6 protein-coding genes are annotated in these 16,781 nt (G+C 42.6%); all 6 read left to right on the top strand.

The window, feature by feature from the left end; all coding sequences use genetic code 11:
- The first annotated feature begins 98 nt into the window (after positions 1-98).
- The 6 genes from H6G08_RS18865 to H6G08_RS18840 all read left to right on the top strand — a co-directional run bounded on the left by H6G08_RS18865 (position 99) and on the right by H6G08_RS18840 (position 16,635).
- Entirely contained in the window at positions 99-5,573 is a 5,475-nt protein-coding gene (locus H6G08_RS18865; protein ID WP_190545671.1) for a type I polyketide synthase, read from the top strand.
- Between the two features lie 302 nt (positions 5,574-5,875).
- Positions 5,876-7,609, top strand: a complete 1,734-nt coding sequence (locus tag H6G08_RS18860) for an SDR family NAD(P)-dependent oxidoreductase (RefSeq protein WP_190545669.1) — start codon at positions 5,876-5,878, stop codon at positions 7,607-7,609.
- 543 nt (positions 7,610-8,152) lie between these two features.
- Positions 8,153-9,502 carry a beta-ketoacyl [acyl carrier protein] synthase domain-containing protein gene (locus H6G08_RS18855; RefSeq protein WP_190545668.1) on the top strand — a complete coding sequence of 450 codons (1,350 nt, stop codon included), beginning with the start codon at positions 8,153-8,155 and terminating at the stop codon, positions 9,500-9,502.
- A 369-nt stretch (positions 9,503-9,871) separates the two neighbouring features.
- Complete coding sequence (locus H6G08_RS18850) at positions 9,872-13,243, top strand: PfaB family protein (RefSeq protein ID WP_190545666.1); 3,372 nt, start codon at positions 9,872-9,874, stop codon at positions 13,241-13,243.
- Positions 13,244-13,459: 216 nt separating this feature from the next.
- Positions 13,460-15,130: a PfaD family polyunsaturated fatty acid/polyketide biosynthesis protein gene (locus H6G08_RS18845; protein WP_190545664.1), complete on the top strand. Its 1,671-nt coding sequence runs from the start codon at positions 13,460-13,462 to the stop codon at positions 15,128-15,130.
- A 2-nt stretch (positions 15,131-15,132) separates the two neighbouring features.
- The gene (locus H6G08_RS18840; protein ID WP_190545662.1) at positions 15,133-16,635 is read left to right on the top strand and encodes a thioester reductase domain-containing protein; all 1,503 of its coding nucleotides are present in this window, start codon (positions 15,133-15,135) and stop codon (positions 16,633-16,635) included.
- The last annotated feature ends 146 nt before the right edge of the window (positions 16,636-16,781 follow it).

Genomic DNA, 16,781 nt, shown 5'->3' with positions numbered 1-16,781 from the left:
GAAAAACTTACTTTCTTAATTTTGAATTTTGAATTTTGAATTTTGAATTGGTCTTACTGTAGCTTCGCAATTCCCAGTACTTCAGATTTGTGATTCCTATGTCTGCTTATTCCATTGATAATGCCTTGGCTGATTTAGCAGCCGAGATCAACAGCTGTGAAAAAACTTTGGTTAAGTTTATAGAGGAGAAAAAAGTGACGGCAAATAAACCAATTTCAATTAACAAAATTAACAGACAATTACAACAAAATCCTATAGCGATTATTGGGATGGCATCTTTATTTCCACAATCGCGTGATTTGCGGGAATATTGGCGGAATATTGTTAGCAAGGCTGACTGTATTACTGATGTTCCTGAAAGCCATTGGAGCGTGAAGGATTACTACGATCCTAACCCCAGAACACCGGAAGATAAAACCTATTGTAAACGAGGCGGGTTTATTCCTGAAGTTGATTTTAACCCGATGGAATTTGGCATTCCTCCCAGCATTTTAGAAGTTACCGATGTATCGCAACTATTAAGTTTAGTGGTTGCCAAGCAAGCAATGGAAGATGCTGGTTATGGCGAATCTCGCGATTATAACCGGGAAATGGTCGGGGTAATTCTCGGCGTGGCGATGGCGAAACAATTAGGTATGCCACTTTCCGCTAGGTTAGAATATCCAGTGTGGGAAAAAGCGCTGAAAAGCAGTGGTTTATCTGATGAAGATACCGCCCAAATTATTGAAAAAATTAAAAGCGCTTACGTTAAATGGGATGAAAATGCTTTCCCTGGGATGTTAGCTAACGTTGTCGCGGGGAGAATCGCCAACAGGCTGAATTTTGGCGGGATGAACTGTGTCGTTGACGCAGCTTGTGCTAGTTCCTTCGGCGCTTTGAAAATGGCGATTAGCGAACTAGTTGAGTATCGCAGCGATATGATGCTGACTGGTGGTGTGGATACAGACAACACCATTATGGCTTACATTTCCTTCAGCAAAACCCCGGCTGTATCTCCTAGCGAAAACGTCAAACCTTTCGATGCTAAATCTGACGGGATGATGCTGGGTGAAGGTATCGGGATGATTGTCCTCAAGCGCCTGGAAGATGCGCAACGGGACAATGATAAAATCTATGCAGTCATCAAAGGTATCGGTACTTCTAGCGATGGACGCTACAAGAGTATTTATGCTCCCCGCAAAGAAGGTCAAATCAAAGCCTTAGAACGGGCTTATGAAGATGCAGGTTTTTCTCCCGCTACTGTAGGCTTGATGGAAGCACACGGTACAGGGACAATGGCTGGCGACCCGACAGAGTTCGGTTCCTTGCGCGATTTCTTTGCTGAACATGACTCAAAGAAACAGCACATTGCTCTGGGAAGTGTCAAGTCCCAAATTGGACATACAAAGGCGGCTGCGGGGGCTGCAAGTTTAATTAAAACGGCTTTGGCGCTACATCACAAGATTTTACCGCCAACGATTAACATTACCGAGCCGAACCCCAAACTTAACATTAAAAATTCTTCCTTCTATTTGAATACCGAAACTAGACCTTGGATTCGGGCGGAAGGTGACGCACCCAGACGCGCGGGTGTGAGTTCCTTTGGTTTTGGTGGAACTAATTACCACGTAGTTTTGGAAGAATACGAAGCGGAACAAGATAAGCCTTACCGCTTACATAATGCGCCAGCAGAAATTATCTTGTTTGCGGGGACTTCTGGACAACTAGTAACCAAGTGCGAAGAAACCTTGGCGAAGTTGCAATCCAAAGACGGCGAAAGACATTATGCCCAATTGGTGCAGGAATGTACAGCCCAAGAAATTCCCCAAGCTGCGGCGAGAGTTGGTTTTGTGGCAGAGAATTTGCAGGAAGCTTGCAAGTTAATGCAAATTAGTTTGGACTGGCTCAAGCATAAAGGCGCGGCTATCTCTTGGGAACATCCCCAGGGAATTTACTTCCGTTCTGCGGGAATGAATTTAGCTGGTAAAGTTGTCGCTTTATTCTCTGGACAAGGTTCTCAATATTTAGAGATGGGTCGGGAATTAGTGATGAATTTCCCCCAATTGCGCCGTCTTTACAGCAAAATGGATAGTTTGCTGTTGAAAGATAATTTGCGCCCATTATCGGAAATTGTCTTCCCCAACCCAGCATTTGAAGAATCGGAGAAGAACGCCCAAGTAGCCGCTTTACAACGCACAGAATATGCTCAACCCGCAATCGGGGTGTTGAGTGCTGGGTTGTATAAGATTATGCAACAAGCCGGGTTTAAATCCGATTTCGTCGCCGGACATAGCTTTGGCGAACTGACAGCATTATGGGCTGGGGGTGTATTGAGCGAAGAAGATTACTTGTTCTTAGTGAAAGCTAGAGGACAAGCAATGGCTGCTCCCCAAGATCCAGACCACGATCGCGGTAGTATGTTGGCAGTGAAAGAAGAAATTGCCAAAGTAGAAGCGATTGTCAGACATTATCCTCAAGTTGCGATCGCTAATATTAATTCTCCCACTCAAGTGGTCTTAGCTGGCCCCACCGCCGAAATCACCAAAGTTCGCCAAGTATTGCACGATAAAGGCTGTGCGGCGGTATTACTCCCCGTATCCGCAGCTTTCCACACCCCCTTGATTGCATTTGCACAGAAATCTTTTGCGATCGCCACTAAATCTGTCAAATTTAATGCACCCCAAGTTCCAGTTTTCAGTAATGTTACTGGGCAAAAATATCCCCAAGAATCGCCAATAATTCAAAAAACCCTGGAAACTCACCTATCTAACTCGGTGTTGTTTAAGCAGGAGATTGAAAATATCTATGCGGCTGGTGGTTACTGCTTTGTCGAATTTGGCCCCCGCAGAATACTGAGCAACTTAGTCAAAGATACTTTAGGCGATCGCCCACATCTTACCATTTCCTTGAACCCCAGCACCCAAAAGAATAGCGATCGCTCTTTGCGAGAAGCGGTTGTACAGTTGCGTGTAGTCGGGATGAATTTGCAAAATCTCGACCCTTATCAACTACCACCTGTTATCCCCGCAGCCGAAAACGAAAAGAAAAAGGCGCTAACTGTCAAATTAAACGGGATTAATTACGTTTCCGAAAAAACCAAAAACGCCTTCCCCCAAGCTTTGCAAAACGGACATCAAGTCAAGTTAGCTAGCACCCCAGAACCCACAATTACCAGCACCCCCGAATTTTCTGTACCCGCACCTACAGTTACCAGTACTCCTGAATTCTCTGCACCTTCACCTGCACCTGTGAACATAGAACCTGTAAATCCCACACCCATTAAATCTAACGGACATAAGAAAACCGTCACCGCACCAACCCCAGTCATGAACGGCGTCACTTATGCTCCAGAACCCAAGCCTCAAATGAATCCTGCGACTCTTTTACAAATACCCGCCCAGGAATCAAAGATGCAAACACCAGAAAAACCTGTAAATCATCAAAGAGTTCTAGAAAGTTTAGAATATCTCCTGGCTCAATTTCAGAACAATCAAAGCGAAAATTTACAAGTTCACGAACAATATCTCAATCATCAGATGGAATATGCCAAAACATTTTTCCAACTGATGCAACAACAAAACGCCTTACTCGCTCAAGCTAAAACCTCTGCGGAAACCGCCAAAATTAAGCAAGTTGTCACCGAAAGCTTAGAGCGCAGCATGATGCAGTTTCATTCCCAACAAGGTGAAACCCTCCGCATTCATGAGCAGTATTTGCAAGAGCAAATCGAATATACCAAAAACTTTTTCCAACTAATTCAGCAAGAATACTCTCATGTAGTTTCTGGTGAAGAAATTACCCTACCCCAGGTAACATTACCCTTTGTCAGCGAACCCGTTACCGAAGCACCGGTTCCCCTTACCGCGAAAATTGTCGAAACTCTCACCACACCAGTAGTTGAGCCGAAAATTGAGCCAAAAATTGAGCCTGTAAGCAAAAATGGCTCCGCTCCCAAAATTGTCGCACCTCAACCCGTAGCCGAAATTCCCGCACCCCCAGTTGTGGAAATTCCCCCTCAACCTGTCGTTGAGATTCCTGCACCTGTAGCCGCACCTGCGCCTGTAGTCGAAACAGTCGCCTTCATCCCCGAACCCGCACCCGCACCTGTAGCTGCATCCAGCACCGTCGATTTATCTCAACTGGGTACTAACCTGTTAGCCATCACCAGTGAAAAAACAGGCTACCCCATTGAAATGTTAGAGATGGACATGGATATGGAAGCCGACTTAGGAATCGACTCCATTAAACGAGTAGAAATCCTCGGCGGATTGCAAGAATTATACCCCGACCTACCCAAGCCCAACCTAGAAGAATTAGCTGAAAAACGCACAATTGGTCAAGTAGTCGAGTATCTGCAAACCCACGCTGCTGGTAATAGCGCCGTAGCTCCCGTAACAACCCCCGTACAAGAAGTTGCGGAAATTCCTCAAGTAGTCGCCCCAGTAGCCACCGTAGTTACAGCACCCGCACCAGTCGCCCCAGTTGCACCTATAGAAACCGTAGTAGCTGCACCTGAGCCAGTAGTCGCCTTCACCCCCGAACCCGAAGTAGAAACATCTAGCGCCGACTACGCAGATATCGGTCAAACCTTACTCAACATTACTAGTGAAAAAACTGGTTACCCAGTAGAAATGCTAGAACTGGAAATGGACATGGAAGCCGACTTAGGAATCGACTCCATCAAACGAGTAGAAATCCTGGGGGCGATGCAAGAAATGTACCCCGACTTACCCAAACCAAACATCGAAGAACTCGGCGACTTACGCACCATCGGACAAATAGTCGATTATCTCCAGAAGCTGGCTGGAGGTGAAAAAAAAAAGCATGAATTTGAGTTTGACGACGAGCCGATAATAGATGTAGAACATAACGTTCAACGTCTACCCATCAAACTCAAATACCTTCCCCAACCCGATTACTTAGACTTCAACTTACCAGAGGGACACATCGCGTTAATTACCGACGATGGTTCCCTCACCACCTCGGTGGTAGCACAATCCCTAGTAGATAAAGGCTGGAAAGTTGTAGTTCTTAGCTTCCCCCAATCGGTAATTCCCCAACAAGCACTCTTACCCCCCAGCGTTACCCGCATCCCCCTAGCCGACTTAAGCGAACAACTACTGCAAGATAAATTATCTGCTATAGCCACCAATATCGGCAGCATTGGAGCCTTCATCCATATACACCCCGTATTCCAAGTCAGTCACACAAAGACACTTCCTTACATTGAACAAGAAAAGGCGATCGTCAAACACATCTTCTTCATCGCCAAACACCTGAAAAAATCCCTCAATGAAGCCGCACGTTACGGACGCAGTAGTTTTATCACAGTAGCTCGCTTAGACGGAGCCTTCGGCTTTGAGCATAACACCAACTTTGGCGTCATCGGAGCAGGTTTAGCTGGACTAACCAAAACACTCAGATGGGAATGGCCTAAAGTATACACCAGAGCAGTTGATATTAGTCCTGCCCTTGATGCTCAACAAGCGGCACAAAACATCATTGCCGAACTGCACGACTCAAACCTTTATCTCAGTGAAGTTGGCTACAGTACTCAAGGAAGAGTTACCCTAGTCACCGCATCTGACAAGTAAAAAGACAAGGAAGACAAGGAAGACAAGGGAGACAAGGAGGAAAAAATTACTAACTTCTTCATCTCCCTTGTGCAAAAAACTCTCTAAAACTCCTCTTCCTCTGTGTTCTCTGCGTCCTCTGCGGTTCAATAAAAATTTTTTATCTCACGCAAAGGCGCAAAGAGACTTCTGCGCGAAAGGCTCTCTAAAACTCTTCCTCCGCGTCCTTGGCGTCTTGGCGGTTCGTTTAAAAATCCTTTCTCTCACGCAGAGACGCAGAGACGCAGAGAAAACAAATCTAATTATCGGCATTTAAAAATCAAATGACAACCCAAACACCTATTCGTCCCTCATCAGTATTTCTAGTAAGCGGTGGCGCAAAAGGAATCACCGCCGAATGCACAATTGAACTCGCCAAAAAACAACCCTGTAAATTCATCCTCCTGGGACGTTCCCAACTATTAGAAACCGAACCAGAATACGCCCAAAACTGCTTTGAAGAACCTGCATTAAAAAAACGTATCATGGAAAATCTTCTCGCCCAAGGTGAGAAACCCACACCCATGAACGTGCAAAAAATCTATAACAAAATCCACTCCAGCCGCGAAATCAAAAAAACCCTCGCCGCCATTCAACAAACAGGCGCAACAGCCGAATATTTAAGCGTCGATGTCACCGATACCCAAGCATTAAAAGAAAACTTGGCGGCTGTAGTCAACCGTATGGGGCCAATTACCGGCATCATACATGGTGCAGGGAACTTAGCCGATAAATTAATCGAAAAGAAAACAGAACAGGATTTTGAAAAAGTTTACACCGCCAAAGTTCAAGGACTAGAAAACCTCTTAGATTGCGTTCCCCCAGAACAACTCCAGCATTTAGTATTATTCTCCTCCGTTACAGGATTTTACGGCAATATCGGTCAATCCGATTATGCGATCGCTAACGAAATCCTCAACAAATCCGCCCACTTGATGAAACAGTACTATCCCAACTGTCACGTAGTCGCCATTAACTGGGGCGGTTGGGATAGCGGAATGGTAACCCCAGAACTGAAAAAAGCCTTTGCAGAACGGGGAATAGATATTATCCCCGTGGAAGTGGGAACCAAAATGTTAGTTAAAGAACTACATCCCAAACATCACGACACTACCCAATTAGTAATTGGTAGTCCGTTAATTCCCCCACCCGCACCTTTAGATCCCGAACTAAAAACTCATTACGTCCGTCGTCGCATCACCGTCGAAGCCAATCCATTTTTACAGGATCATGTAATTGCTGGTTATGCAGTAGTTCCTGCTACCTGTGCGATGTCTTGGATGATTAATGGTTGTGAAGAAGCTTACCCAGGTTATCGATATTTCAGTTGCAAAGATTTCAAAGTTCTTAAGGGAATTACCTTTAATGAATCGGTAGCCAAAGAACATATTTTGCAACTCAAAGAAATTGCCAAAGTTGACGGCGAGTTTATTGAATTTCAAACAACTATCTTCAGTAAAACCCCTGAAGGTAAAACCCATTATCATTTCACTTCTACTATTAAGCTGGTGCGAGAATTGCCTGTTGCACCGATATATGATGCAGTGAATCTCACAGAAGATGGCATCATTACAACTACAGGTAAAGGCTTCTATCAAAATGGCCCGGCTACATTATTTCATGGCCCTTGTTTTCAAGAAATTCAACGGGTTTTAAATATTAACTCGGAAAAAATTACCACGGAATGTTTTTGGCGACAAATTACTCCACAACAGCAAGGACAATTCCCGATTCATTGGCACAATCCCTATGCAACTGACTTGAGTACACAGCCTTTATGGGTATGGTTGAGTCATTATCATAATGAAGTTTGTTTACCGGGACAGTTAACGACTTCTGAACAGTATAGGGCAATACCAGTTGATGAAACATTTTATGTTTCTTGTGAGGTGAAGGAGAAAAAAGCAACTGGTTTAACTGCTAATTTTATTCTCCACGATCGCGCTGGGCAATTGTACTCTAGAATTTTAGGAGCTAAGGCTGTTGTCGCGCCTATGAGTTTGCTACAGGCTAAGTAATGAATTCGTGATATTTATAGCATTTCTTTATTGATGAAATACAAAGTTAGATGTATTATACTCAATTTGGAAATGCTATAGATTGCATTTAGTTTAGTTTGGGTAAGGGCGTAAGTTCAGTCAAGTTTGGGAATCTAATTGATGTGGTTAATTATCTAGCTTTCCTATGTGATTAGTGAAAGTCTAGTAGGGTGTGTTATCGCGTAGCGTAACGCACCAAAAGCCAGATATATTAACTTACTCAGAACCATAAGATTTATTTTTATAAACCGCCAAGACGCCAAGACGCCAAGAAGAGAAATTTTAGAAAATTGAACCGCAGAGAACACAGAGGACACAGAGAGCAGTCTGAGTAATAGCTTCCGGCGATAAGAATTTCGGTGGAAATGAGAGTTTGGGAGATTTAGTGCGTAAGTCTTAATAAATATATATGTTCGGCTTATGACATCACGAGATTTTTCATTGCAGCAAGATGATTCATAGATACAGTTAATCTAAAATCCAAAATCTAAAATCTAAAATTAATTTGCGAGGATATCAGCAGTGGAAAAAATAGCAATTATCGGATTATCATGTCTGTTTCCAGATGCCAATAATCCTGAGCAGTTTTGGAATAACCTGACAGAAGAGAAAGATAGGACTTCTACTATTACTGTTGAGGATTTGGGTGTAGATCCCACAATATTTTACGATCCAATTAAGGGAAAACCGGAAAAAATATATTTTCTTCAAGGTGGATTTGTTCGGAATTTTCAATTTAATCCCAGCGAGTACAATTTACCTGGAGAATTAGTCGAAAGTTTGGATGATGCTTTTAAATGGTCGTTATATGCAGCAAAACAGGCGATTCAAAATAGCGGTTATTGGGGTAATCAACAAGTTCTCTCTAAATGTGGGGTAATTCTCGGAACTTTATCCTTACCCACGAAGATGTCTAATCAATTGTTTGCTCCAATATATCAGCAAACGATTTCACCTGCGATCGCAGAATTGTTACAAGATAAAAATTTCCGGTTGGCTGCGTTACCGACTACAGCGAAGCCTTCGCCCTATAATGCCATGATAACCGGCTTTCAAGCCGCCTTGGTATCTCAAGCATTTTCTTTATCTGGCAATCATTTCTGTATAGACGCGGCTTGTTCTTCTGCATTTTATGCGATTAAGTTGGCATCTTACTATTTGCGATCGCGTAAAGCTGATGTCATGTTAGCAGGTGCCATTAGTTGTGTCGATCCGCTATTCTTACGCATGTTGTTTTCGGGTATTCAAGGTTATCCCGAAAATGGTATCAGCCGTCCTCTAGATAAGGCTTCTCGCGGCTTAATTACCTCCGACGGAATTGGGATGGTAATGCTCAAGCGATATAGCGATGCTGTCAGAGATGGCGATAAAATTCTCGCCACCATTGCTGGTAACGGACTTTCTAATGATGGTAAAGGTAAGCATTTATTAAGTCCCAATTCTAAAGGACAAACTCTCGCCTTTGAACGGGCATATAAAGAGGCACAAATCAGCCCGAAAGACATTGATTATATGGAATGTCATGCTACCGGCACATTATTAGGAGACACCACAGAATTAAACTCCATAGAAACCTTCTTTGGTACACATCAAGCATCGCCATTAGTAGGTTCTGCTAAGGCGAATGTCGGTCACTTATTAGTAGCTGCGGGAATGGTTGGTTTAGCAAAGACGATTTACAGTATGAATGCTGGCGTGATTCCGCCAACAATTAATATCAGTGAACCAATTGGTAGTGAAAATAGCGTAATTTCTGACCAAAATATTGTGAGAAAGTTGACTGCATGGCCAAATAATTCACCTGTTAAACGTGCAGCTTTAAGCGCCTTTGGTTTTGGTGGAACTAACTCACATTTGATTCTGGAAAAGTAGGACAAGAAGGCAGAAGGCAGGAGGCAGAGGGCAGAAGGGAGGAATAGGGAATTTTTTTCTGAAATATGAAGTTTATTGTTCTCTATAAGTTAAGTAATAAAGATTCAAAGTTTACACAGAAAATACAAAACTTACCGTGTAAAAAATTCTCCAATTAATTTAACACAAGAGAATTAAAAATTTCTCTCTTCTCTCCGCGCCCTCTGCGTCTCTGTGGTTCATCAAATCATGAAACTTAATCACAAAGCCTACCATTTAACTGAACCTTATTACCCACCTACTTAGTCACACCAAAATTACTAATCCTCCCTTCTGCCTTCTGCCCTCTGCCCTATCTACATAACAAACCTTACTTACCCTCAATAAACAATGTTTGAACAAGAAATACAGTCAAGCAAAATTGCCATTGTGGGCATGGACGCCTTTTTTGGTGAATGTCAAAATTTAGATGCTTTTGAACGTACTATTTATGACGGCAAACAGCATTTTATCCCCCTCCCATCCCAGCGATGGTATGGCATAGACGAGAAAGCCGACTTACTCCAAGAATACGGCTTACCCGATGGTAAAGCACCAATAGGCGCATACATCAAAGAATTTACCCTCGATACTTTAGCTTACAAAATTCCCCCAAATGAAGTAGAACAACTCAATCCTCAACAACTGTTACTGTTAACAGTGGCAGATGGGGCGTTAAAAGATGCAGGAATTCAAGAAGGGGCAAATGTTGCAGTTGTTATTGCGGCTGAGGCAGAATTATCTGTGCATCAATTGCAACAACGCTGGAATTTATCCTGGCAAATTAAAGATGGTTTGAATGCGGCAGAAATTGCTTTACCAACCGATAAAATTACTCAATTAGAAACAATAGTTAAAGATAGCGTTCACCATCAAGTAGAGATTGGCGAATACCTTAGTTACATCGCTAACATCATGGCGAGTCGGATTTCTTCGCTGTGGAATTTTACCGGCCCATCCTTCACGATGACGGCGGTAGAAACCTCTGCTTTCAAAGCTTTAGAAGTAGCGCAAATGCTACTCCTCACCGAGGAAGTAGACGCTGTTGTGGTTGGTGCTGTGGATTTGGCTGGCGGGATAGAAAATGTCTTGCTGCGTAGCCAATGGGGAACGGTAAATACTGGCGCGAATACCTTAAGCTACGACCAAAACGCTAATGGTTGGACAGTAGGCGAGGGTGCAGGTGCAGTTGTTCTCAAACGTTATGATACAGCGAAACAAAATGGCGATCGCATTTATGCCGTAGTTGATGCTATCAGTATCGGTCAGGCCTCTTCCACATCTATAGATGCCGATACAATCAACCAAGTCTGTCAAAACGCTTTTCAAATGGCGGATATTCAACCCACAGCAGTTAACTATGTGGAAGTAGTTGCTAGTGGTTTTCCCCAAGAGGATGCAGCAGAAATCGCTGGGATGCTGCAAGCCTATCCCCCTGTAGGTGATGGGTTACATTGTGCCATTGGTAGTGTGAAAGCCAATATCGGACACACTTATGTAGCATCGGGAATCGCCAGTTTAATTAAGACCGCTTTATGTCTCTATCACAACTACATTCCCGCAACTCCTAACTGGTCTGGTGTGAAAACGCCCCACGTTTGGCAAGGTAGTCCTTTTTTTGTCGCCACAGAATCTAGACCTTGGTTCCTCCATAAAGATAGTACCCATAGAATCGCGGCGATTAATGGTATCGGTTGTGATGGGACTTGCGCCCATGTCATCTTGTCTGATGAACCAGACCAAATCAATCTCAGCAATAAATATCTCCAACAACAGCCTTTTTACCTATTCCCTGTAGCGGCTGATGATTGTTCGGCTTTGCTAAATTTGTTAAATAATCTCCAACAAGACATTGATAAGGCTGAGTCTTTAACTAACGCTGCAAGTCAGAATTTCGTCAAATTCCAACAGAATCCGACAGCGAAATACACCTTATCTATTACCGGACGCAACAAGAAAGAATTACTCAAAGAAATCGCCTCAGCGCAAAAAGGCGTAAATACAGCCTTTGAAAAAGGTAGTGATTGGCAAACACCTATAGGTAGTTATTTCACCTCTAAACCTTTGGGTAAAGAGGGTGAGGTAGCTTATGTCTATCCGGCGGCGGTAAATTCCTATGTAGGTATTGGTCGGACTCTCTTCCGCCTATTCCCCGACCTGCAAGCGGAACCTTTCGTTAAGAGTCTCTATAAACGAGTCTCGGATGTAGAGAAACTCGTATTTCCCAGAAGCTTGCATAAATTGTCTACCAGAGAACTAGAAACCCTAGAGAAGAAATTGCTAGATGATTCCCTAGCAATGTTTGAAGCAGAGATGTTCTTTACTAGACTAATTACTACCGTGATTCGCGATCGCTTTCAAGTCAAACCCAAATATGTGTTTGGCTATAGTTTAGGCGAAACCAGCATGATGGTAGCCCAAGGAGTTTGGAGTGATTTCTTTGCTGGTAGTAACAGCTTTAACTCATCAGCCTTATTTGGCGATAGATTATCTGGGCCAAAAAACGCTGTACGCGAATATTGGGGATTACCACCAGCCTCCGACACCTCACACAATAACTTCTGGGCTAACTATGTACTCATGACTACCCCAGAAAAAGTCAGAGAATGTCTGAAAAATGAGAATCGGGTATATTTAACGCAAATTAATACACCAGAAGAAGTATTAATTGCCGGCGAACCAGCAGCTTGTCAAAGAGTAATCAAAGTCCTTGGTTGCAACGCTTTTCCTGCACCCTTCGACCATGTAATCCACTGTGAAACCATGCGTTCCGAGTATGCAGAGTTAGTCAAATTAAACACTTTGCCAACTCAGGAACTACCCGGTATTACCTTCTATTCTGCAGCTGGGTATAAACCAATTTCACTCAATAGTGAAGTAGTCGCCCACAGTATCGCCACCGGACTCAGCCAAGAACTAGATTTTCCCCGCCTAGTTAACCGCGTGTATGCAGATGGTGTCAAAATCTTTGTCGAAGCTGGTGCTGGCGGTATCTGTTCGCGCTGGATAAGTAAAACTCTGCAAGGAAAAGAACACATCACCGTCTCCCTCAACCGCAGAGGTATGGATGATCATACTTCTATAGTTAAAGCATTAGCCAAATTACTCAGCCATCAAGTTGAAGTAGATATTTCTACTCTTTACGAACTTCCCCCAGAAACAGCAAACAAAAGCAAATTAACTCACAGAAATATTACCGTAGGTGGTAAATCAATTACTGACTCAATATTGAGTCCAGAAAATCGCCAACTTTTCCAAAACCCAGCAAACGAAAAAGATACCAACACTGTCACAGTTGATTATCTCAAAACAAATCCAATCATCAATTCACTTAACAAGCCCGTGGTAATTGCTACCACAAATCAACCCAGCCATGATATTTTACCGCCAACCCTTCAGCCAGACACAAGCGCAGAGAAAAATATCAAGGAACACGGTTTAATCTCCACAGAAGAATTAAAATCCTCTGAGATAACTACCACTGCGACAAAAACAACTCAGCCCAGCTTTTCCCCACAACATATAACTCGCAAATTTGGTCAAAGTATCCGTATGTCCGATTTAAATAAGACTCAATATCAAAAGCTCAATGCTAACAACGCCAACGTCACCAAAGCACATACAGCCTTCTTAAAATCCCGACAAGATTTTAGCAAGCAAATGAGTGAAATTATCCAATTACAACTAGCTTGCGCCCAAAACTTACTCAATGAAGAAGCGTAAAAAAGTATAAAAGCAGAGGGCAGACGTAATAGAAACCTTAAAATCTCTGTCCTCTAAAAACAAATACCAAGTTTTCACCCTATCTTCTCTCTTCTCTTGGCGTTCTTGGCGTCTTGGCGGTTCATTAAAACATAATCCTCACACCAAAGCCAACACTTAACGAACGCACCCCTTCACCCTTTATAAAGCATTACTGATAATCGAGGGATAACTAGCGTGACCACTGTCGATACCCCACTAAGCCAACACGAAAACGGACTAGGATTTACCTGCTATTCCTATGGACAAAATCTCATCTGGAAAGGTTCCCTAGATTGCATATCATTCGATCAACAAGGCATAGTAGAAAAATTCCTCACCTTAGAACAACCCTGTTATATAGTCAACGCCGCCGGCAGAATTGGCGTTACCAATGTTGGCTACTTATGCCCAGTTGATAGCACCGTCACCGCACCAGTAGAACTCTTAGCATCAATTCCCCCCATTAAAATTCACCAATTAGGCGACCCCTCTTTTCTCTCCTTTTATGGAGTGAAATATGCCTATGCAACTGGTGCAATGGCTGGCGGTATTGCTTCCGAGGAAATGGTAATCGCCCTCGGAAAAGATAAAATTTTAAGTTCCTTTGGTGCTGGTGGCTTAAGTCCAGATAGATTAGAAGCCGCCATCAACAAAATCCAACAAGCCCTACCTCAAGGCCCCTATGCCTTTAATTTAATTCACAGCCCCAACGAACCCATGATTGAACGTCGGGCTGTGGATTTATTTCTTAAATATGGCGTCACAGTAGTTGAAGCCTCAGCATTTTTAGACTTAACACCCAACATTGTTTATTACCGAGTTGCGGGATTAAGTTTAAATGATGCTAATCAAATTGAAATCAAAAATAAAGTCATCGCCAAAATTTCTCGCCGAGAAGTAGCCAGCAAATTCCTCCAACCACCACCACCAAGAATCCTCAAAGAACTTGTGGAACAAGGCTTAATTACTGAATTACAAGCCACCCTAGCGGCACAAGTTCCAATGGCTGATGATATTACCGTCGAAGCTGATTCTGGCGGACATACAGATAATCGTCCTCTGGTATGTCTCTTACCTTCCATCATGGCGTTGAGAGATGAAATTCAAGAACAATATCATTACCCCCAACCAATTCGTATCGGGGTAGCCGGGGGAATTGCTACACCACAATCAGCCTTAGCAGCTTTTATGATGGGTGCTGCTTATGTAGTTACAGGTTCCATTAATCAATCTTGTGTGGAATCTGGTGCTTGCGAACATACCAAAAAATTACTCGCGCAAGCAGAAATGGCTGATGTCATGATGGCTCCGGCTGCTGATATGTTTGAAATGGGAGTTAAATTACAAGTTCTCAAACGCGGCACAATGTTCCCCATGCGGGCACAAAAATTGTATGAGTTATATCGTGCTTATGACTCAATTGAAGAAATCCCTCAAGCGGAAAAAGAGAAATTAGAAAAGCAAGTTTTCCGCAAAACCATTGCCGAAGTTTGGGAAGGAACAGCAGCTTATTTATCCCAAAGAAATCCAGAGAAACTTGGTAAGGCGGTAAATAATCCTAAATTGAAAATGGCGTTAATTTTTCGCTGGTATTTAGGATTATCTTCTCGTTGGTCTAATTCTGGTGAAAAAGGACGGGAAGTTGATTATCAAATTTGGTGCGGCCCGGCGATGGGTAGCTTCAACGACTGGGTGCGCGGTACATATTTAGCTGAACCTCAAAACCGCAAAGTTGTTGATGTTGCTAACCATATTATGATCGGAGCAGCATTTTTATATCGCATACAAAGTTTGAAATTACAAGGCTTACAAATTCCCGATTACTACAGTCAGTATCGCCCAGCTAGTTCTACAGTGGAGATGTAAAAATGAATCTTAAAAACGCTTATAGTGCAGCAGATATTCAAGCATGGCTGGTTTCTAATTTGGCTGAGTTACTAGGGGTAGAAACTGACGAGATAGATGTTAACGAACATTTAGAAAATTACGGTTTGGATTCAGCCCAAGCAATGATTCTCGTTAGTAAGTTAGAGAAAATGCTGGGTTTCCAACCTTCGCCTTTACTATTATGGCATTATCCCAATATTGCGGCGCTTTCTCAAAGATTAGCTGAAGATTTACCCCAAGATGCCGTTATTCAAGATACTACTGCGGCTGTAAATACTCCCCCAGCTTTAGATTTAAATGCTGAGGCGGTTCTCGACCCGACAATTCGTCCTGATGCTTTACCGCCAGTTTCTATTACTGAACCAAAACATGTCTTTTTAACTGGTGGTACTGGCTATTTAGGCGCATTTATTATCAAGGAATTGTTAGAACAAACTAATGCAGATATTTACTGCTTAGTACGGGCTGCTAATCCTCAAGAAGGTAAGAGCAAGTTAGAAAAAAATCTCCAAGCTTATGCAATTTGGGATGAAAAATATAAATCGAGAATTGTCCCGGTTGTTGGCGATTTAGCTCTACCTTTGTTGGGTATGGGCGCAGAACAGTTTCAAATTTTAGCCGCTAACATCGATACTATTTATCATAGTGGTGCTTTGTTGAATTATGTTTATCCATACGCGCCATTAAAAGCAGCCAATGTGTTAGGTACTCAAGAAGTTTTGAGATTAGCTAGCCAAGTTAAACTCAAGCCTGTACATTATGTTTCTAGCGTAGCGGTGTTTGAATCACCTGCTTATGCTGGTAAGGTAGTGAAAGAGCAAGATGATTTTAATCATTGGGAAGGAATTTTCTTAGGTTATTCACAAACAAAATGGGTAGCTGAGAAGTTAGTAAAAATCGCCCGCGACAGAGGTTTACCTGTTACTATTCACAGACCGCCGTTAATTTCTGGCGATAGCCAAACAGGTATTTGTAATACCCATGACTTTATCAATTTGATGGTCAAAGGTTGTCTGCAAATGGGATATTTCCCAGATGTAGAATATATGATGGATATGTCTCCTGTAGATTATGTCAGCAAGGCGATTGTTTATTTATCAATGCAGCCTTCATCTATTGGTAAAGCTTTTCATTTACAACATCCTCAACCAGCGCCATTGAGTACTTTAATTAAATGGGTACAATCATTTGGTTATCCTGTAAAGGCGATTCCTTATGAACAATGGCAAGAAGAGTTAATTAATAATGTCTCTTCTGTGGATAATCCTTTATATACACTGCGTCCGTTTTTGTTAGAACGTTGGTCTGATGAGCAACTAACAATTCCCGATTTGTATTTGCAATCAAAGCGACCCTTCATTAGCTGTGAGGAGACTTTAAAAGCGCTTGAGGGTAGTTCTATTTCTTGTCCGCCAATTACTGGGGAAATGTTTATGACTTATACTGCGTATTTGATTCAGACTGGTTTTTTGAATGTTGCCTAATTTAGTAGGTCATTTGTAGAGTTTTGTAATTGATAAACAGCCCGCATGAGCGGGTTTTTTTGTGGCGATGAAGATGTCTATAAGTACATCAATAATATTGTAGAGGGCCTGCCATTCGTGTCAACTTAAGCTAAAAATAGCCTCTG

Source organism: Calothrix anomala FACHB-343, assembly GCF_014696435.1.
Lineage (GTDB): Bacteria > Cyanobacteriota > Cyanobacteriia > Cyanobacteriales > Nostocaceae > Aulosira > Aulosira anomala_A.
Note: the sequence above shows the minus strand (reverse complement) of the source record. Positions and strands in the feature narration are given on the sequence as shown.

Bases quoted from the DNA above. Each gene is read 5' to 3' on its own strand.
- H6G08_RS18865 (WP_190545671.1), top strand. From the start codon at position 99: ATGTCTGCTTATTCCATTGATAATGCCTTGGCTGATTTAGCAGCCGAG.
- H6G08_RS18860 (WP_190545669.1), top strand. From the start codon at position 5,876: ATGACAACCCAAACACCTATTCGTCCCTCATCAGTATTTCTAGTAAGC.
- H6G08_RS18850 (WP_190545666.1), top strand. From the start codon at position 9,872: ATGTTTGAACAAGAAATACAGTCAAGCAAAATTGCCATTGTGGGCATG.
- H6G08_RS18840 (WP_190545662.1), top strand. From the start codon at position 15,133: ATGAATCTTAAAAACGCTTATAGTGCAGCAGATATTCAAGCATGGCTG.